The 18,851-nt window shown below is 56.7% G+C and carries 18 protein-coding genes and 1 tRNA gene; all 19 read left to right on the forward strand.

All coding sequences use genetic code 11. The features are described from left to right. On the forward strand, positions 1 to 273 hold a 273-nt coding region (locus tag BN1136_RS14285), incomplete at its 5' end, for an EF-Tu C-terminal domain-related protein (protein ID WP_043808753.1). 52 nt (positions 274 to 325) lie between these two features. After that, positions 326 to 402, forward strand: a tRNA-Trp gene (locus BN1136_RS14290). 60 nt (positions 403 to 462) lie between these two features. Then, complete coding sequence (gene secE, locus BN1136_RS14295) at positions 463 to 846, forward strand: preprotein translocase subunit SecE (RefSeq protein ID WP_043762496.1); 384 nt, start codon at positions 463 to 465, stop codon at positions 844 to 846. Between the two features lie 9 nt (positions 847 to 855). Further along, complete coding sequence (nusG, locus tag BN1136_RS14300) at positions 856 to 1,407, forward strand: transcription termination/antitermination protein NusG (RefSeq protein WP_042013387.1); 552 nt, start codon at positions 856 to 858, stop codon at positions 1,405 to 1,407. A 134-nt stretch (positions 1,408 to 1,541) separates the two neighbouring features. Next, positions 1,542 to 1,970 (forward strand): 50S ribosomal protein L11, encoded by a 429-nt coding sequence (gene rplK / locus BN1136_RS14305; RefSeq protein WP_005306313.1) that lies wholly within the window; start codon positions 1,542 to 1,544, stop codon positions 1,968 to 1,970. A 4-nt stretch (positions 1,971 to 1,974) separates the two neighbouring features. Beyond that, positions 1,975 to 2,676, forward strand: a complete 702-nt coding sequence (gene rplA / locus BN1136_RS14310; RefSeq protein WP_010675958.1) for a 50S ribosomal protein L1 — start codon at positions 1,975 to 1,977, stop codon at positions 2,674 to 2,676. A gap of 256 nt (positions 2,677 to 2,932) precedes the next feature. Further along, on the forward strand, positions 2,933 to 3,433 hold the full coding sequence (gene rplJ, locus BN1136_RS14315) for a 50S ribosomal protein L10 (protein ID WP_042016252.1): 501 nt from the start codon (positions 2,933 to 2,935) through the stop codon (positions 3,431 to 3,433). A 51-nt stretch (positions 3,434 to 3,484) separates the two neighbouring features. After that, positions 3,485 to 3,850 (forward strand): 50S ribosomal protein L7/L12, encoded by a 366-nt coding sequence (gene rplL / locus BN1136_RS14320; protein ID WP_010675957.1) that lies wholly within the window; start codon positions 3,485 to 3,487, stop codon positions 3,848 to 3,850. Between the two features lie 223 nt (positions 3,851 to 4,073). Continuing rightward, entirely contained in the window at positions 4,074 to 8,102 is a 4,029-nt protein-coding gene (gene rpoB, locus BN1136_RS14325; protein ID WP_043808756.1) for a DNA-directed RNA polymerase subunit beta, read from the forward strand. Positions 8,103 to 8,193: 91 nt separating this feature from the next. Beyond that, a complete protein-coding gene (rpoC, locus tag BN1136_RS14330) occupies positions 8,194 to 12,498 on the forward strand; it encodes a DNA-directed RNA polymerase subunit beta' (protein ID WP_043762502.1) in 4,305 nt (1,434 codons plus the stop codon). A 196-nt stretch (positions 12,499 to 12,694) separates the two neighbouring features. Further along, positions 12,695 to 13,411 (forward strand): helix-turn-helix transcriptional regulator, encoded by a 717-nt coding sequence (locus BN1136_RS14335; RefSeq protein WP_010675954.1) that lies wholly within the window; start codon positions 12,695 to 12,697, stop codon positions 13,409 to 13,411. Between the two features lie 26 nt (positions 13,412 to 13,437). Continuing rightward, a complete protein-coding gene (locus tag BN1136_RS14340) occupies positions 13,438 to 13,818 on the forward strand; it encodes a RidA family protein (RefSeq protein WP_043762506.1) in 381 nt (126 codons plus the stop codon). An 87-nt stretch (positions 13,819 to 13,905) separates the two neighbouring features. After that, positions 13,906 to 14,298, forward strand: a complete 393-nt coding sequence (gene tusD / locus BN1136_RS14345) for a sulfurtransferase complex subunit TusD (RefSeq protein WP_043762508.1) — start codon at positions 13,906 to 13,908, stop codon at positions 14,296 to 14,298. A 9-nt stretch (positions 14,299 to 14,307) separates the two neighbouring features. Beyond that, a complete protein-coding gene (tusC, locus tag BN1136_RS14350) occupies positions 14,308 to 14,664 on the forward strand; it encodes a sulfurtransferase complex subunit TusC (RefSeq protein WP_043762511.1) in 357 nt (118 codons plus the stop codon). A gap of 7 nt (positions 14,665 to 14,671) precedes the next feature. Next, on the forward strand, positions 14,672 to 14,950 hold the full coding sequence (gene tusB, locus BN1136_RS14355) for a sulfurtransferase complex subunit TusB (protein WP_043762513.1): 279 nt from the start codon (positions 14,672 to 14,674) through the stop codon (positions 14,948 to 14,950). 182 nt (positions 14,951 to 15,132) lie between these two features. Continuing rightward, positions 15,133 to 15,507, forward strand: coding sequence for a 30S ribosomal protein S12 (gene rpsL, locus BN1136_RS19950; protein ID WP_026456685.1), 375 nt, complete (start codon positions 15,133 to 15,135; stop codon positions 15,505 to 15,507). 93 nt (positions 15,508 to 15,600) lie between these two features. After that, on the forward strand, positions 15,601 to 16,071 hold the full coding sequence (gene rpsG / locus BN1136_RS14365) for a 30S ribosomal protein S7 (RefSeq protein WP_042074449.1): 471 nt from the start codon (positions 15,601 to 15,603) through the stop codon (positions 16,069 to 16,071). 75 nt (positions 16,072 to 16,146) lie between these two features. Then, positions 16,147 to 18,252: an elongation factor G gene (gene fusA / locus BN1136_RS14370; protein ID WP_043762518.1), complete on the forward strand. Its 2,106-nt coding sequence runs from the start codon at positions 16,147 to 16,149 to the stop codon at positions 18,250 to 18,252. Positions 18,253 to 18,306: 54 nt separating this feature from the next. Next, the coding region (locus BN1136_RS14375) for a GTP-binding protein (protein ID WP_043808498.1) at positions 18,307 to 18,851 on the forward strand (545 nt) is incomplete at its 3' end.

The raw sequence follows: 18,851 nt of genomic DNA on the forward strand, positions 1-18,851 counted from the left end.
TTCGAATCCGAAGTGTACGTACTGTCCAAAGAAGAAGGTGGTCGTCATACCCCGTTCTTCAAGGGCTACCGTCCGCAGTTCTACTTCCGTACTACCGACGTGACCGGTACCATCGAACTGCCGGAAGGCGTAGAGATGGTCATGCCGGGCGACAACATCAAGATGGTTGTTACCCTGATTGCTCCGATCGCGATGGACGACGGCCTGCGTTTCGCCATCCGTGAAGGTGGCCGTACCGTAGGTGCTGGTGTTGTAGCCAAAGTTATCGCGTAATCTTGGCTTACATAAATAAAGCAAAGCCCCTATAATAGGGGCTTTCTTATGCAGGGGCGTAGTTCGAATTGGTAGAACAGCGGTCTCCAAAACCGATGGTTGCGGGTTCGAGTCCTGCCGCCCCTGCCATATACCTCGTCTCGTACGGGGCTTTTGTGTCTTTGGTTACGTCAGATACAGGTGGGTTGTATGAGTGTTAGTTCTGAGGATCAGGGCGGAAGCAAGGATACCCTGCTTTGGGGCCTGGTTTTCATCATCCTGATCGCGGCAGTTGCTGGAAACTGGTGGGTCGGTAAGCATTTTAATGATGTGAACGTCGCCTTGCGTGCATTGGGTGTATTGGTCGCTATCGCAGCGGCAGGCGTACTTGCTCTGCGTACAGTGAAAGGAAAAGCAACACTGGCTTTTGCTCGCGAGTCTCGCCTGGAAGTCCGCAAGGTCGTATGGCCAACCCGTCAGGAAGCCATTCAGACAACCCTGATTGTGCTGGCGGTGACCGCCGTGATGGGGCTGCTGCTGTTCGTTCTGGACGGCGCCTTGGTCTGGTTGGTCAACCTGATTACCGGTGTGTAAGGATAAGCCATGACTGAACAACGTGAACAACGTATGAGATGGTATGTCGTGCAGGCGTTTTCCGGCTATGAAGGTCGGGTTGCCAAGTCCCTGCGTGAACATATCAAGATGCATGGCATGGAAGACATGTTCGGTGAAGTGCTTGTCCCGACCGAAGAAGTGGTCGAGATGCGTGCCGGCCAGAAGCGCAAGAGTGAGCGCAAGTTTTTCCCAGGCTATGTCCTGGTCCAGATGGTGATGGATGAGACCACATGGCACCTGGTACGCAATGTACCGCGCGTCATGGGCTTCATCGGCGGTACCTCCGACCGTCCGGCTCCGATCTCCGATAAAGAAGCGGATGCCATCCTCAACCGTCTGCAAGATGCCCACGACAAACCGCGTCCGAAAACCCTGTTTGAACCGGGTGAGATGGTCCGGGTTGCCGATGGTCCGTTCGCCGACTTCAACGGTACCGTTGAAGAGGTGGACTACGAGAAGAGCCGCGTGAAGGTCTCCGTTCTGATCTTTGGCCGCTCAACACCGGTAGAACTGGATTTTGGTCAGGTCGAAAAAGGCTGATTAATCTCTGTACGTTTAACGGTTGTCAGGGGCAGCGATTATCTCTATAATTCGCTGCCCCTTTATTTGTTGGGGAGCCGTTTGCAGGAGCATGTCTCCGAGGCGCTAGAACCCATTTTTGAGGTATTTTTGTAATGGCTAAGAAAGTCACAGCTTATATCAAGCTGCAAGTTAAGGCTGGCAGTGCTAACCCCAGCCCTCCCGTTGGTCCTGCTCTGGGTCAGCACGGCGTGAACATCATGGAATTCTGTAAGGCGTTCAACGCCCGTACAGAAAAGCTGGAAAAAGGTTCTCCGACTCCGGTCGTGATCACCGTTTACAGCGACCGTTCCTTCACCTTCGAAACCAAGACTCCGCCCGCTTCCTTCCTGCTGAAGAAAGCCGCTGGTATCCAGTCTGGTTCTGCCAAGCCGAACAAAGACAAGGTTGGTAAGGTGACTGTTGCCCAGCTGCAAGAAATCGCCAAGACCAAAGAGCCGGATATGACTGGTGCCGATCTGGATGCAAAAGTACGTTGCATCGCCGGTTCCGCTCGTTCCATGGGCCTGGTAGTGGAGGAGTAAGACAATGGCTAAACTGTCCAAGCGTATGCGCGTTATTCGCGAAAAAGTTGACGGTACCAAAGAGTACTCCATCAACGAAGCCATTGCCCTGCTGAAAGAACTGGCTACCGCCAAGTTCGTTGAGAGCGTTGACGTTGCTGTCAACCTGGGTATCGATGCTCGTAAATCCGACCAGAACGTACGTGGTGCAACTGTACTGCCGCACGGTACTGGCCGTGACATCCGTGTCGCTGTATTCACCCAGGGTGCCAACGCCGAAGCCGCCAAGGCTGCCGGTGCTGAACTGGTTGGTATGGATGACCTGGCTGAGCTGGTCAAGAAAGGCGAGATGAACTTCGACGTCGTGATCGCATCCCCGGATGCCATGCGTGTTGTTGGTCAACTGGGCCAGATCCTGGGCCCGCGCGGCCTGATGCCGAACCCGAAGGTTGGTACCGTAACTCCGAACGTAGCCGAAGCCGTCAAGAACGCCAAGGCTGGTCAGGTTCGTTACCGTAACGACAAGAACGGTATCATTCACACCACCCTGGGCAAAGTTTCCTTCAACGAAGTTCAGTTGAAAGAGAACTTGGAAGCTCTGCTGGTTGCCTTGAAGAAGGCCAAGCCGTCCTCCGCCAAGGGTGTATTCATCAAGAAAGTCAGCATCTCCACCACCATGGGTGCCGGTGTTGCCGTAGACCAAGCTTCTCTGGAAGCTCAGGCCTAATTGATGGGTTTTACAAGGCGCAAAATTTAATCTATAATTTTGCGCCTTGATTGGTTGGGGGTTTCGACCTCCGTCCAAGACCGCAGGAGGCCGCAGGGCCTTAATTTTTCCTGCGTAGACGGTGCCGGAAACCCAGCGAGAAAGATTCTTTCTCTTCTGGAATCCTGCTACCGCATCGTTCCCCTCTGTTGTAAAGGTAGGGGGGATGTGTCAGTACTGGGTCAATTGACCCGGATTCAATCCAGGAGTTAAGCCAATGGCATTGGGACTCGAAGACAAAAAGGCAATTGTTGCTGAAGTCAACGAAGCTGCCAAAGGCGCTCTTTCTGCAGTTGTAGCCGATTCTCGCGGCGTCACTGTAGAGAAGATGACCGTCCTGCGTAAGACCGCTCGTGAAGCTGGTGTGTACATGCGCGTTGTGCGTAACACCCTGCTGCGTCGCGCGGTAGAAGGTACCGAATACGAGTGCCTGAACGACGCATTTACCGGTCCTACCTTGATTGCTTTCTCCAACGAACACCCGGGCGCTGCCGCTCGTCTGTTCAAAGAGTTTGCCAAAGCGAACCAAAAGTTCGAAATCAAGGCTGGCGCTTTTAACGGTGAGTTTATCGCCGCAGCACAAATTGATCGTCTGGCCACGCTGCCGACCTACGAAGAAGCAATTGCGAAGTTGATGGCTACCATGAAGGAAGCCTCTGCTGGCAAGCTGGTTCGTACTATCGCTGCTGTTCGCGACCAGAAACAAGCTGCTGCTTGATTCTCGCCTATCTAGGCTGTTTGAGTTTATTCAACATCAGGAATTTTTGTCATGTCTATCACTAAAGACCAAATCATCGAAGCCGTTGCTTCCATGTCCGTAATGGAAGTTGTTGAGCTGATCGAAGCTATGGAAGAGAAGTTCGGTGTTTCTGCCGCTGCTGCCGTAATGGCCGGCCCGGCTGCTGCTGAAGCAGTAGAAGAGAAGACCGAGTTCGACGTAGTTCTGACTGCTGCTGGCGCCAACAAAGTTGCCGTCATCAAGGCCGTTCGTGGCGCTACCGGTCTGGGCCTGAAAGAAGCCAAGGACCTGGTAGAAGCTGCTCCGACCAATCTGAAAGAAGCCGTGTCCAAGGACGAAGCTGAAGCTCTGAAGAAAGAGCTGGAAGCTGCCGGTGCTTCTGTTGAGATCAAATAATCTGCATTTATGTAGATTAGCCTGATAAAACAGGCTAAGGCTGGTGAATCTTTATTCACCAGCCTTTTTGCGCTGTAGACTGAGAGTATTTCACACCGTTCACGACTCTCGGTGCACCAGCAATCCGGACCGCCTCATCGTCCGGGCCAACACAAAACGGTGTTGAGACAGAGCTGTCCCGTGGGGACAGAGTGGGTCACTTATCAGCGAGCTGAGGAACCCTATGGTTTACTCTTATACCGAAAAAAAACGCATACGTAAGGACTTCGGTAAGCGAGACCAGGTACTGGACACGCCTTATCTGTTGTCCATTCAGCTGGACTCCTTCAAGCAGTTCATCGAGGCTGACCCGGAAGGTGAGTACGGCCTAGAAGCCGCCTTCCGTAGCGTTTTCCCGATCACCAGTTACTCCGGTAGTGCTGAGCTTCAGTATGTCAGCTATCGCCTGGGTGAGCCGGTATTTGACGTAAAAGAATGCCAGATCCGTGGAGTGACCTACTCCGCGCCGCTGCGTGTCAAGCTTCGTATGGTTCTGTACGACCGTGAAGCAGCTGCCGGCACCGTCAAAGATATCAAGGAACAAGAAGTTTACATGGGCGAAATTCCGCTCATGACCGAAAACGGCACCTTTGTCATCAATGGTACCGAGCGGGTCATCGTCTCCCAGCTGCACCGCAGCCCGGGCGTCTTCTTCGACCACGATAAAGGCAAAACACATTCATCCGGTAAGGTACTGTATAACGCTCGCGTTATCCCCTACCGTGGCTCCTGGCTGGACTTCGAGTTCGATGCGAAAGACAACCTGTTTGTCCGTATCGACCGTCGTCGTAAACTGCCAGCCTCCATTATTCTGCGCGCCCTGGACTTCAGTTCCGAAGAAATCCTGGCCACCTTCTTCGAGACCATCGGTTTCGAAGTGAAAGATGGCAAGTTGATGATGGATCTGGTGCCCGAGCGCCTGCGTGGCGAGACCGCGACCTTCGACATCATTGCCAATGGCGCCGTGGTGGTCGAGACAGGTCGTCGCGTCACAGCCCGTCACATCCGCCAGCTGGAAAAAGACGGCATCACCCAGATCGAGGTGCCGGTAGAGTATGTTGTTGGCAAAGTTGCTGCCAAGAACTACGCACATCCGCAGACTGGTGAAATGGTTGTGACTGCCAACCAGGCCCTGAGCCTGGAAGCGGTTGCCAACCTGTCCCAAGCCGGCTTCAAGCACTTCGAGGTTCTGTTCACCAACGAACTGGACCACGGTGCTTACATGTCCGAGACCCTGCGTATCGACTCCAGCTCCAGCCGCTTGGAAGCCCTGGTCGAGATCTATCGCATGATGCGTCCGGGCGAGCCGCCTACTCGCGAAGCCGCAGAGCAGCTGTTCGAGAACCTGTTCTTCTCTTCCGAGCGTTACGACCTGTCTACCGTGGGTCGGATGAAGTTCAACCGCCGTCTGGGTCGTGAAGACGAGACCGGCGTTGGCGTGCTGACCAAGGACGACATCGTCGAGGTCATGAAGCGCCTGATCGACATCCGTAACGGCAATGACGAGGTGGACGATATCGACCACCTGGGTAACCGTCGTATCCGTTCTGTCGGTGAAATGGCCGAGAACCAGTTCCGTGTCGGTCTGGTCCGTGTCGAGCGTGCGGTGAAGGAGCGCCTGTCTCTGGGCGATCTGGACACCCTGATGCCGCAGGATCTGATCAACGCCAAGCCGATCTCCGCCGCGGTCAAAGAGTTCTTCGGTTCCAGCCAGCTGTCCCAGTTCATGGACCAGAACAACCCGCTGTCCGAAGTGACCCACAAGCGTCGTATCTCCGCGCTGGGCCCGGGCGGTCTGACCCGTGAGCGTGCCGGCTTCGAAGTTCGAGACGTACACCCGACCCACTACGGTCGTCTGTGCCCGATCGAAACGCCGGAAGGTCCGAACATCGGTCTGATCAACTCGCTGTCCGTCTACTCCCGCACCAACGAGTACGGTTTCCTCGAGACCCCGTACCGCAAGGTGATCGACGGTGTGATCACCGACGAAGTGGATTACCTGTCTGCGATTGAAGAAGGCAAGTACGTGATCGCACAGGCCAACGCCGCGACCACCGAAGATGGCCGTCTGAAAGATGAATTGATCCCGTGCCGTCACAAGGGTGAATCCACCTTTATGAACGCCGACCAGATCCAGTATATGGACGTGAGCCCGCAACAGATCGTCTCTGTGGCAGCGGCCTTGATCCCGTTCCTGGAACACGATGACGCGAACCGCGCATTGATGGGTTCAAACATGCAACGTCAGGCCGTACCGACCCTGCGCGCTGACAAGCCGCTGGTAGGTACCGGTATGGAACGCGCCGTGGCCGTTGACTCCGGTGTAACCGTAGTGGCCAAGCGTGGCGGCATGATCGACTACGTCGACGCCTCCCGTATCGTTATCAAGGTCAATGAAGATGAGCTGCTGCCAGGCGAAGCCGGCATCGACATCTACAACCTGACCAAGTACACCCGTTCCAACCAGAACACCTGTATCAACCAGCGCCCCTGCGTGATGCTGGGTGAGCCGGTGATGGCCGGTGACGTGCTGGCTGACGGCCCGTCCACCGACCTGGGTGAACTGGCGCTGGGTCAGAACCTGCGCGTCGCGTTCATGCCGTGGAACGGTTACAACTTCGAAGACTCGATCCTGGTGAACGAGCGCGTGGTTCAGGAAGATCGCCTGACCACCATCCATATCCAGGAACTGGCCTGTATCTCCCGCGACACCAAGCTGGGTCCGGAAGAGATCACTGCCGACATCCCGAACGTGGGTGAAGCCGCTCTGTCCAAGCTGGACGAGTCCGGTATCGTCTACGTGGGTGCCGAAGTGAAGGGCGGCGACATCCTGGTCGGCAAGGTGACCCCGAAGGGCGAAACCCAGCTGACCCCGGAAGAGAAGCTGCTGCGCGCCATCTTCGGTGAGAAGGCGTCCGACGTGAAGGACTCTTCCCTGCGCGTACCGAACGGTGTGTACGGTACCGTGGTTGACGTGCAAGTCTTTACCCGCGATGGCGTGGAAAAAGACAAGCGCGCCAAAGAAATCGAAGAGATGCAGCTGAAGGAAGCGAAGAAGGACTTGACCGAAGAGTTCAAGATCCTGGAAGACGGCATCTTCGGCCGCTCCCGCAACCTGCTGCTGGCCGCCGGTTACAGCGAAGATCGTCTGAACAAGCTCGAGCGTTCCAAGTGGTTTGAACTGGCCATCGAAGATGAAGCCAAGCAAATCGAACTGGAGCAGATCGCTGAACAGCACGTTGAGCTGAAGGCCGAGTTTGACAAGAAGTTCGAGAACAAGCGTCGCAAGATCATCCAGGGTGACGATCTGGCGCCGGGCGTGCTGAAAATCGTCAAGGTTTATCTGGCAGTCAAGCGTCGCATCCAGCCGGGTGACAAGATGGCGGGCCGTCACGGTAACAAGGGTGTTATCTCCAAGATCTGCCCGGTCGAGGACATGCCTCATGACGAATACGGCCGTCCGGTCGACATCGTACTGAACCCGCTGGGCGTACCGTCTCGTATGAACATCGGTCAGATCCTCGAAGTGCACCTGGGCCTCGCGGCCAAGGGCATCGGCGAGAAGATCGACCGCATGATCAAAGAGCAGCGCGAGCTGCACGAGATGCGTGAGTTCCTGCAGCAGGTCTATGACCTGGGCGAGAAGGACTCCCAGCAAGTGAACATCGCCGAGCTGTCCGACGACGACGTGCGTACCCTGGTGGGTAACCTGCGTAAGGGTCTGCCGGTCGCTACGCCGGTCTTTGATGGTGCCAAAGAGCGCGAAATCAAGGCCCTGCTGAAGCTGGCCGATCTGCCGGAATCCGGTCAGATCTCCCTGTTCGACGGTCGTACCGGTAACGCCTTCGAGCGTAAGGTCACCGTGGGTTACATGTACATGCTCAAGCTGAACCACCTGGTAGACGACAAGATGCACGCGCGTTCTACCGGTTCCTACAGCCTGGTTACCCAGCAGCCGCTGGGTGGTAAGGCGCAGTTCGGTGGTCAGCGGTTCGGTGAGATGGAAGTGTGGGCCCTGGAGGCTTACGGTGCGGCATATACCCTGCAGGAAATGCTGACCGTCAAGTCTGACGATGTGAACGGCCGTACCAAGATGTACAAGAACATCGTGGATGGCGACCACCGTATGGAGCCGGGCATGCCCGAATCCTTCAACGTACTGCTGAAGGAAATCCGCTCTCTGGGTATCAACATCGAGCTGGACGAAGAGTAAGAGCTCGCTCTTATTGTTCGAGAATTGACGTGGGCGCCCCGCTGTTTCGGCAGCAGGGGCGCCGAGGTTAGACTCCTGACAGGGGAAACACGTGAAAGACTTACTCAAGTTTTTGAAGGCTCAGACCAAGACCGAAGAGTTTGACAGTATCAAGATCGGTCTGGCCTCTCCTGACATGATCCGCTCCTGGTCATTCGGTGAGGTCAAAAAGCCTGAGACCATCAACTACCGGACTTTCAAGCCGGAGCGTGATGGTCTGTTCTGCGCCCGTATCTTCGGACCGGTGAAGGACTACGAGTGTCTGTGCGGCAAGTACAAGCGCCTGAAACACCGTGGTGTGATCTGTGAGAAGTGCGGCGTAGAAGTGACCCAGACCAAGGTCCGTCGTGAGCGTATGGGCCACATCGAGCTGGCCAGCCCGACTGCCCACATCTGGTTCCTGAAGTCCCTGCCGTCCCGTATCGGTCTGCTGCTGGACATGACCCTGCGTGACATCGAGCGCGTGCTGTATTTCGAATCCTATGTAGTGATCGAACCCGGCATGACCAACCTCGAGCGCAGCCAGATGCTGTCCGAAGAGAACTATCTGGACGCACTGGAAGAGTGGGGCGACGAATTCGACGCCAAGATGGGTGCCGAGGCCATTCTGGCCCTGCTGCGCGCCATCGATCTGGAAGGCGAAGTCAAAGCCATGCGTGAGGAGCTGGATCAGACCAACTCCGAGACAAAGCGCAAGAAGACCACCAAGCGTCTGAAGCTGATGGAAGCCTTCCTGCAATCCGGCAACAAGCCGGAGTGGATGATCATGACAGTGCTGCCCGTGCTGCCGCCGGACCTGCGTCCGCTGGTACCGCTGGACGGCGGCCGTTTCGCGACCTCCGATCTGAACGATCTGTACCGTCGCGTGATCAACCGTAACAACCGACTGAAGCGTCTGCTGGACCTGGCGGCTCCGGACATCATCGTGCGCAACGAAAAGCGCATGCTGCAAGAGTCCGTGGATGCCCTGCTGGATAACGGCCGTCGTGGTCGTGCCATTACCGGTTCCAACAAGCGCCCGCTGAAATCCCTGGCCGACATGATCAAGGGTAAGCAAGGTCGTTTCCGTCAGAACTTGCTCGGTAAGCGTGTCGACTACTCCGGTCGTTCCGTTATCACCGTAGGTCCGACCCTGCGTCTGCATCAGTGCGGTCTGCCGAAGAAGATGGCCCTGGAGCTGTTCAAGCCCTTCATCTATGGCAAGCTGGAATCCCGTGGCCTGGCGACTACCATCAAGGCCGCCAAGAAGATGGTGGAGCGCGAAGAAGCCGTCGTCTGGGACATCCTGGACGAAGTGATCCGCGAACACCCGGTCCTGCTGAACCGTGCACCGACCCTGCACCGTCTGGGTATCCAGGCGTTCGAGCCGACCCTGATCGAAGGCAAGGCCATCCAGCTGCACCCGCTCGTCTGTGCCGCCTATAACGCGGACTTCGACGGTGACCAGATGGCGGTCCACGTACCGCTGACCCTGGAAGCCCAGCTGGAAGCGCGCGCCCTGATGATGTCCACCAACAACATCCTGTCGCCCGCCTCCGGTGAGCCGATCATCGTTCCTTCCCAGGACGTGGTCTTGGGTCTGTACTACATGACCCGTGCCCGCATCAATGCGAAGGGCGAAGGCATGGTGCTGTCCGGTCCGAAAGAGGCTGAGAAGGTGTACCGCGCCGGCCTGGCCGACCTGCACGCACGCGTCAAGTGCCGCATCACCGAGTACGTGAAGAACGAAGCCGGTGAACTGGTTGCCAAGACCGAGATGAAGAACACCACCGTTGGTCGTGCGATCCTGAGCTTGATCCTGCCGAAAGGCATGGAGTACGCCCTGATCGACGAGCCGAAGGTACTGACTGCCGCCGAACAGGCCGATCTGGATGCCAACCCGCAGAACTGGATCAAGTGCGTCTCCAACAAGGCGCTGGGCAAGAAGCTGATCTCTCGTCTGCTGAACACCTGCTACCGCAAGCAGGGCCTGAAGGACACCGTCATCTTCGCTGACCAGCTGATGTATACCGGTTTCCACTACGCGGCCCTGTCCGGTGCGTCCGTTGGTATCGATGACATGGTCATCCCGGATGCCAAGAAGGACATCATCGCTGCAGCCGAAGCCGAAGTTGCCGAGATCCAGGACCAGTTCCTGTCCGGTCTGGTGACCGCGGGCGAACGCTACAACAAGGTTATCGATATCTGGGCCAGCGCGAACGATCGCGTCTCCAAGGCCATGATGGATAACCTCTCCAAGGAGCGTAACGTCAACTCCTTGGGCGATGAGGAAGAGCAGGCCTCCTTCAACAGCATCTTCATGATGGCCGACTCCGGTGCGCGGGGTTCCGCCGCCCAGATCCGTCAGCTGGCCGGTATGCGTGGCCTGATGGCGAAGCCGGATGGCTCCATCATCGAAACGCCGATCGTGGCGAACTTCCGTGAAGGTCTGAACGTACTGCAGTACTTCATCTCCACTCACGGTGCTCGTAAAGGTCTGGCGGATACCGCACTGAAGACTGCGAACTCCGGTTACCTGACCCGTCGTCTGGTTGACGTGGCCCAGGACATGGTGATCACCGAGGACGATTGCGGCACTACCGACGGTCTGTGGATGACTCCGCTGATCGAGGGTGGCGACGTGGTCGAGCCGCTGCGTGAGCGCGTGCTGGGTCGTGTGGTGGCTGAAGACGTCATCAAGCCGGGTACCGAGGATGAAGTGCTGGTAGCGCGTAACACCCTGCTCGACGAGCAGCTGTGTGACCTGCTGGAGCGCAACTCCGTCGATCGCGTGAAGGTACGTTCTGCCATCACCTGTGAGACCGACTTCGGTAACTGTGCTCACTGCTACGGCCGTGATCTGGCCCGTGGTCACCTGGTTAACAAGGGTGAGGCTGTCGGTGTTATCGCCGCCCAGTCCATCGGTGAGCCGGGTACCCAGCTGACGATGCGTACCTTCCACATCGGTGGTGCCGCATCCCGAGCGGCTGCCGAGAGCAGCATCCAGGTCAAGAACACCGGTAGCATCAAGCTGCAGAACGCCAAGTTCGTTCTGAACAACTCTGACAAGCTGGTTATCACCTCTCGTTCTACCGAGCTGACCATCATGGACGAGATGGGCCGTACCAAGGAAAGCCACAAGCTGCCTTACGGTTCCGTGTTGGAAGTGAAGGATGGCGAGGCCGTGAACGCCGGTGACACCGTGGCGAACTGGGACCCGCACACCCACCCGATCATTACCGAAGTAGCGGGTCGCCTGCACTTCGAGCACATGATCGATGGCGTGACCATCACTCGTCAGACCGACGAGCTGACCGGTCTCTCTTCCATCGTCGTGCTGGACGTCAACGAGCGTCCGAGCGCCGGTAAAGAGATGCGTCCGACCGTGAAACTGGTCGACCTGAACGGTAAGGATGTGATGATCCCGGGTACCGACGTGCCCGCCCAGTACTTCCTGCCGGGCAAGGCGATCGTGAACCTGGAAGATGGTGCCAACGTGGGCGTGGGTGACGCGGTTGCGCGTATCCCGCAAGAGTCCAGCGGTACCAAGGACATCACCGGTGGTCTGCCGCGCGTTGCGGATCTGTTCGAAGCACGTCAGCCGAAAGAGCCGGCCATCCTGGCCGAGATCTCCGGCACCATCTCCTTCGGGAAAGAGACCAAGGGCAAGCGCCGTCTGGTCATCACCCCGACCGACGGTGGCGAGATCTACGAAGAGATGATTCCGAAGTGGCGTCACCTCAACGTGTTCGAAGGTGAAAAGGTTGAGAAGGGTGAAGTACTGGCGGACGGTCCCGAGTCTGCTCACGACATCCTGCGTCTGCGCGGTATCAGCCCGGTCGCCAACTACATCGCCAACGAAGTGCAGGACGTTTACCGCCTGCAAGGCGTTAAGATCAACGACAAGCACATCGAAGTCATCGTTCGTCAGATGCTGCGCAAGTGCGAGATCCTGAGCGCCGGCGACACCGACCTGATCGAAGGCGAGCAGGTTGAAGTGGCTCGCGTGAAGATTGCCAACCGTAAACTGGTTGCCGAAGGCAAGACCCCGGCTACCTACCGTCATATCCTGATGGGTATTACCAAGGCATCTCTGAGCACCGAGTCCTTCATCTCCGCGGCTTCCTTCCAGGAAACCACCCGCGTGCTGACCGAAGCTGCCGTTGGCGGCAAGCGCGACGAGCTGCGTGGCCTGAAAGAGAACGTGATCGTGGGTCGTCTGATCCCGGCTGGTACCGGCTTTGCCTACCACCACAGCCGGATCAACCAGCGTGCCGCCGCAGCCCGTGCTGTAGGCGTACCGCAGGTGACTGCCGATGAGGCTCAGCAAAACCTGGCAGATCTGCTGAACGCAGCTGACGGTTTTGACGAAGAGTAATCTTCCGCTGCCGTGATTGAAAAGGGCCCCTTCTAGGGGCCCTTTTTTCGTTCTGCGCCCGGCCGCCAGCCTGCACCGGGCTGGGGCAGGGGATGATCCAGTGCAAGGTTATAGAGCAAAAAATCAAAAAAAGTTGACATTGCCCCCCCGCAATTGAAAACTCGGGAAAGTTGAATGGGTATTACAGGGGTAGAACATGGCTGTCGGTATCGAGGAAGTACTGCTTCCCGAAGAGCAACTGAGCGGTCGCGCTTTTACAGACGAAGACAGGGAATTGTTGCGTTCATATGGGGGCCTCATCGAAGGCCTTGCCGATCTGTTCGGCAAGCACTGCGAGGTGGTGCTCCACTCCCTGGAAAATCTGCATGAGTCCGTGATCCAAATCGCGAATGGTTTCAATACGGGTCGTACGCTGGGGGCGCCGATCACCGATCTGGCTCTGCGCATGCTCAAGGACATCGAGAGCACGGGCCAGGATCACACCCAGAGTTATTTTGCCCGCAGCAGGACCGGCGCTCTGATGAAGTCGAGCACCATCGCCATTCGTAATCGCGACAAACAGGTGATTGGCCTTATCTGCATCAACCTGCACATCAATGCGCCTTTCCACGAGTTCGTGGCCGAGTTCTTCCCGACCCCACAGCAGGTCGAGCGCCAGTCGCCAGAGACCTTTGCCAACAGCGTCGAGGAGCTGGTCGCCCAGACGGTGGACAACACCATCGACGAGATCAATCGCGATCCCTCCGTGGCCAACAACGCCAAGAACCGTTTTATCGTGACCCAGTTGTTCGAGAAGGGCATATTTGATATCAAGGACTCGATCAACCTGGTCGCCGACAAGCTGAATATTTCCAAACATACCGTGTATCTCTACATCCGACAGCGCAAGCAGGGTGAAGAAGAGAGCGAGTAAGCGCCATAGATAGGGGATAGATAACAATGGCTAAAGAAGTGATTGCAACCGACAAGGCGCCTGCCGCAATTGGCCCTTATGTTCAGGGAACCAAGCTGGGTGAGCTGGTCTTCACCTCGGGGCAGATCCCGCTCGATCCGGCCACCATGGACATCGTCGCCGGTGGCATCGAAGCTCAGGCCGAACAGGTAATGAAGAACCTGGTTGCCGTCTTGAAGGCCGCAGGGGCGGACACCAGCAAGGTGCTCAAGACCACCTGCTTCCTCAGCGACATGAACAACTTCGTGGCCTTCAACCAGGTGTATGCCCGCTACTTCGGCGAGTCCGCCCCGGCACGCTCCTGTGTGGAGGTCGCGCGTCTGCCCAAGGATGTCCTGGTCGAAGTCGAAGCCATCGCTTACGTCTAAGGCGCCGCCATTGGTACAAGCCCCTCCCAGGAGGGGCTTTTTCGTCTGTGAGATAGAATGAATGCAGATCTGTGCAGGAGTCCGGATATGAGTCTGAGCTTTGCCCTGCTGGTCACTGGGCCCGCCTATGGCACCCAGACGGCCAGCACCGCCTACCGCTTTGCCCTGAGCCTGATCGAGCAGGGTCACCGTTTGTCCCACCTGTTCTTCTATCAGGATGGTGTGCATAACGGCAGTGGCTTGCATGCCCCGGCCAGCGATGAGACCGATCTGGTGGCGCTGTGGCGCGATCTGGCCGTGGCTCAGGGGATTGCTATCGATGTCTGTGTCGCCGCGGCTATGCGGCGCGGGGTGCTCGATGAGACGGAGTCGAAGAGTGCAGGGAAAGCCCAGTTCAACCTGCAGGCACCGTTTCGTCTGAGCGGTCTGGGTCAGCTGGCAGAAGCCAGTCTGACCGCCGATCGCTTCGTCCAGTTCTAGGGGGGTGAGATGAGCAAGATTGCCTTTATATGCCGTCGTGGCCCCCACGGCACGGCGAGTGGTCGGGAAGGGTTGGATGCCTTGCTGGCAACGTCGGCCCTGACGGAATCCCTGGCCCTGTTCCTGTTGGAAGACGGTGTCTTGCAGCTGGTCAGGGAGCAGTCGCCACAGGGGATATTGCAGCGTCACTATGCCCCAACCTTCAAGATGCTGGAACTGTATGACATCGAAGAGGTCTATGTCTGTGCGGCGTCGTTGGCCGAACGCGGACTGACCGAGGCGGATCTGATGATCCCCGTGACAGTATTGTCCCCCGCGCAGATCCGCCGCGCCTGGGGTGACTGCACCACCCACATCGGCTTCTGAGGTGCCCATGATACAGATGGTGTTGAATTCCCCCTTCCTGACCCAGGATCTCGAGCAGGCGCTGCGTTATCGTCGGGAAGAGGACTTGTTGGTGCTGATGCAGGACGCCGTGGTGGCCACGGTCGCCCCAGCGTGGTGTGAGCGTTTGGCGGGCATTCCACTCTACGTGATGCAGGAAGACCTGCAGGCGAGGGGATTGTCATCCGGGATCGGGATGGAGCTCGATATGCCCGGCCTGATCAGGTTGATCGCCGAGCATGGATCGCCGCAGACCTGGGCCAGCTAGTTGGTGTTTTCACGTTACAACTCAGGTGCTTAGCATAATGATGACGGGCTGTCATTTGCCATTTCGGTGCACAAATTGTATAAATCTTGACTCCCCAGACAACAGGGCATAAAATTTCGCGTCCCCGTATCTGCGGGGAGGATTTTTCACACGTTTATGAAGTCATTATCAGGAGCCTTTTGATGGCAACTATTAACCAGTTGGTTCGCAAGCCACGCACCAAGCTCGTTGTGAAAAGCAACGTGCCGGCGTTGGAAGCGTGCCCTCAGAAGCGTGGCGTATGCACCCGTGTATACACCACCACCCCGAAGAAGCCTAACTCTGCACTGCGTAAAGTATGCCGTGTACGTCTGACCAACGGCTTCGAAGTCACCTCCTACATCGGCGGTGAAGGTCACAACCTGCAAGAGCACTCTGTTGTTCTGATCCGTGGCGGTCGTGTAAAAGACTTGCCAGGTGTTCGTTATCACACCGTTCGTGGTGCGTTGGACTGTGCCGGTGTTAAAGACCGTAAGCAGGCTCGCTCCAAGTACGGCGTGAAGCGTCCGAAAGCTTAATGGTTCTCCGTTAAGTAAGGCCAAACGTTAATTCGTTTCTAGTTAGATAACTTTCTAGTTTTGGGTAACCCCTGAAGTTACGGAGAATTTGAAATGCCAAGACGTCGTGTTGTTGGTCAGCGTAAAATCCTGCCGGATCCCAAGTTCGGATCTGAGCTGCTGGCTAAATTTGTCAACGTAGTAATGGTTGACGGTAAGAAATCTGTTGCAGAAGCCATCGTATATGGCGCCCTGGACATCATTGCCACCAAATCTGGCAAAGAGCACCTGGCCCTGTTCGAAGTCGCTCTGGACAACATTCGTCCGGCGGTCGAGGTTAAATCTCGTCGCGTCGGTGGTGCAACCTATCAGGTGCCGGTAGAAGTTCGTCCGGTACGTCGCAATGCCCTGGCAATGCGCTGGTTGGTTGATGCCGCTCGTAAACGTGGTGAAAAATCAATGGCTCAGCGTTTGGCTGGCGAGCTGCTGGATGCCGCTGAGAATAAGGGTTCGTCTGTCAAGAAACGTGAAGACGTTCACCGTATGGCTGAAGCGAACAAGGCCTTCGCTCACTTCCGCTGGTAATCCGCTTGCGCAGGGTCTTTTGGCTCTGCGCACCTTTAATTATCTGGGGACAAGTGCCCTAGTAAGAGGATGACAATGGCTCGTACAACCCCCATTGAGCGTTATCGTAATATCGGTATCTCCGCTCACATCGACGCCGGTAAGACTACTACTACCGAGCGCGTTCTGTTTTACACCGGTGTAAGTCACAAGATCGGTGAAGTTCACGATGGCGCCGCCACCATGGACTGGATGGAACAGGAACAAGAGCGTGGTATCACCATCACCTCCGCCGCGACCACCGCTTTCTGGTCCGGTATGGGTAAACAGTTCCAACCGCACCGTATCAACATCATCGATACCCCGGGCCACGTTGACTTTACTATCGAAGTAGAGCGCTCCATGCGTGTTCTTGATGGCGCCGTGATGGTGTACTGTGCCGTAGGTGGCGTACAGCCCCAGTCTGAGACCGTATGGCGTCAGGCTAACAAGTACAAGGTTCCCCGTATCGCGTTCGTCAACAAGATGGACCGTACCGGTGCCAACTTCCTGCGCTGCGTTGAGCACATCAAGACCCGTCTGAAAGGCAACCCGGTTCCGCTGCAACTGAACATCGGTTCAGAAGAGAACTTCAAGGGTGTTATCGACCTGGTCAAGATGAAAGCCATCAACTGGAGCGAAGCTGACCAGGGCGTTTCCTTCGACTACGAAGACGTGCCGGCCGAGCTGCTGGAACAGGCGCAAGAAATGCGCATGAACCTGGTTGAAGCCGCTGCTGAAGCGTCTGAAGACCTGATGGAAAAATACCTGGGTGGTGAAGAACTGACTGAAGAAGAGATCAAGAAGGCTCTTCGTCAGCGTGTTCTGAACAACGAAATCATCCTGGTTACCTGTGGCTCCGCGTTCAAGAACAAGGGCGTACAGGCCATGCTGGATGCCGTGGTCGAGTACCTGCCGGCTCCGACCGACGTTGCTGCTATCGACGGTCTGAAGCTGGACGGCGAGACCAAGGACGAGCGTCACGCTTCCGATGACGAGCCGTTCTCTGCTCTGGCGTTCAAGATTGCTACCGACCCGTTCGTGGGCAACCTGACCTTCTTCCGCGTTTACTCCGGTGTGGTTAACTCCGGTGACTCCGTGCTGAACTCCGTTAAAGAGAAGCGCGAGCGTTTTGGCCGTATCGTTCAGATGCACGCCAACAAGCGTGAAGAGATCAAAGAAGTTCGCGCAGGCGACATCGCTGCTGCCATCGGCCTGAAGGACGTCACCACCGGTGACACCCTGTGTGACGAAAACGCACCGATCATCCTGGAGCGTATGGAATTCCCGGAGCCGGTAATCTCCATCGCCGTTGAGCCGAAATCCAAGGCTGACCAGGAGAAGATGGGTCTGGCTCTGGGCCGTCTGGCTCAGGAAGATCCGTCCTTCCGCGTATGGACCGACGAAGAATCTGGTCAAACCATCATCGCCGGTATGGGTGAGCTGCACTTGGACATCATCGTTGACCGTATGCGTCGCGAGTTCAAGGTAGAAGCCAACGTAGGTAAGCCGCAGGTTGCCTACCGTGAAACTATCCGCAACACCGTCAAGGACATCGAAGGCAAGCATGCCAAGCAGTCCGGTGGTCGTGGTCAGTACGGTCACGTCGTTATCGACATGTACCCGCTGGAAGAAGGCAAAGCCTACGAATTCGTCAACGACATCAAGGGTGGCGTGATTCCGGGCGAATTCATCCCGGGTGTTGACAAGGGTATCCGCGAGCAGCTGAAGTCCGGCCCGCTGGCAGGCTATCCGGTAATGGATCTGGGTGTGCGTCTGCACTTCGGTTCCTACCACGATGTCGACTCTTCCGAACTGGCGTTCAAGATCGCTGCTTCTCTGGCGTTCAAGGCTGGCTTCATGAAGGCCAACCCGGTACTGCTCGAGCCGATCATGAAGGTCGAAGTCGAGACTCCGGAAGACTACATGGGCGACGTGATCGGTGACCTGAACCGTCGTCGCGGCCTGATCGAAGGCATGGAAGATGGCCCGTCCGGCAAGATCGTACGTGCTCTGGTGCCGCTGGCCGAAATGTTCGGTTACGCTACCTCCCTGCGTTCTGCTACCCAGGGTCGTGCTTCCTACGCCATGGAATTCGCCAAGTATCACGATGCCCCGACCAACGTCGCCCAGGCCGTGATCGAAGAGCGCAAATCCAAGTAATTTAAGATTCCCCGCCTACGACGGTAGGCGGGTTTAACCTAGAAGGACTACGTCGTGTCTAAAGAAAAATTTGAGCGTAATAAACCGCACGTAAACGTCGGCACCATCGGCCACGTTGACCACGGTAAAACCACCCTGACCGCCGCCATCACCAACGTGCTGGCCAAGCACTTCGGTGGTAAAGCTTTCGCCTTCGACCAGATCGACAAGGCACCGGAAGAGCGTGAGCGTGGTATCACCATCAACACCTCCCACGTAGAATACGACACCGCTACCCGTCACTACGCCCACGTAGATTGCCCGGGTCACGCCGACTACGTTAAAAACATGATCACCGGTGCTGCCCAGATGGACGGCGCAATCCTGGTAGTAGCAGCGACTGACGGCCCGATGCCGCAGACTCGTGAGCACATCCTGCTGGGTCGCCAGGTAGGCGTTCCGTACATCATCGTGTTCATGAACAAGTGCGACATGGTAGATGACGAAGAGCTGCTGGAACTGGTCGAGATGGAAGTTCGCGAACTGCTGTCCGAGTACGACTTCCCGGGTGATGACCTGCCGGTAGTACGTGGTTCCGCACTGAAAGCGCTGGAAGGCGA

Source organism: Aeromonas taiwanensis, from assembly GCF_000820165.1.
GTDB lineage: Bacteria > Pseudomonadota > Gammaproteobacteria > Enterobacterales > Aeromonadaceae > Aeromonas > Aeromonas taiwanensis.

Bases quoted from the DNA above. Each gene is read 5' to 3' on its own strand.
- secE (WP_043762496.1), top strand. From the start codon at position 463: ATGAGTGTTAGTTCTGAGGATCAGGGCGGAAGCAAGGATACCCTGCTT.
- nusG (WP_042013387.1), top strand. From the start codon at position 856: ATGACTGAACAACGTGAACAACGTATGAGATGGTATGTCGTGCAGGCG.
- rplK (WP_005306313.1), top strand. From the start codon at position 1,542: ATGGCTAAGAAAGTCACAGCTTATATCAAGCTGCAAGTTAAGGCTGGC.
- rplA (WP_010675958.1), top strand. From the start codon at position 1,975: ATGGCTAAACTGTCCAAGCGTATGCGCGTTATTCGCGAAAAAGTTGAC.
- rplJ (WP_042016252.1), top strand. From the start codon at position 2,933: ATGGCATTGGGACTCGAAGACAAAAAGGCAATTGTTGCTGAAGTCAAC.
- rplL (WP_010675957.1), top strand. From the start codon at position 3,485: ATGTCTATCACTAAAGACCAAATCATCGAAGCCGTTGCTTCCATGTCC.
- rpoB (WP_043808756.1), top strand. From the start codon at position 4,074: ATGGTTTACTCTTATACCGAAAAAAAACGCATACGTAAGGACTTCGGT.
- BN1136_RS14335 (WP_010675954.1), top strand. From the start codon at position 12,695: ATGGCTGTCGGTATCGAGGAAGTACTGCTTCCCGAAGAGCAACTGAGC.
- BN1136_RS14340 (WP_043762506.1), top strand. From the start codon at position 13,438: ATGGCTAAAGAAGTGATTGCAACCGACAAGGCGCCTGCCGCAATTGGC.
- tusD (WP_043762508.1), top strand. From the start codon at position 13,906: ATGAGTCTGAGCTTTGCCCTGCTGGTCACTGGGCCCGCCTATGGCACC.
- tusC (WP_043762511.1), top strand. From the start codon at position 14,308: ATGAGCAAGATTGCCTTTATATGCCGTCGTGGCCCCCACGGCACGGCG.
- tusB (WP_043762513.1), top strand. From the start codon at position 14,672: ATGATACAGATGGTGTTGAATTCCCCCTTCCTGACCCAGGATCTCGAG.
- rpsL (WP_026456685.1), top strand. From the start codon at position 15,133: ATGGCAACTATTAACCAGTTGGTTCGCAAGCCACGCACCAAGCTCGTT.
- rpsG (WP_042074449.1), top strand. From the start codon at position 15,601: ATGCCAAGACGTCGTGTTGTTGGTCAGCGTAAAATCCTGCCGGATCCC.
- fusA (WP_043762518.1), top strand. From the start codon at position 16,147: ATGGCTCGTACAACCCCCATTGAGCGTTATCGTAATATCGGTATCTCC.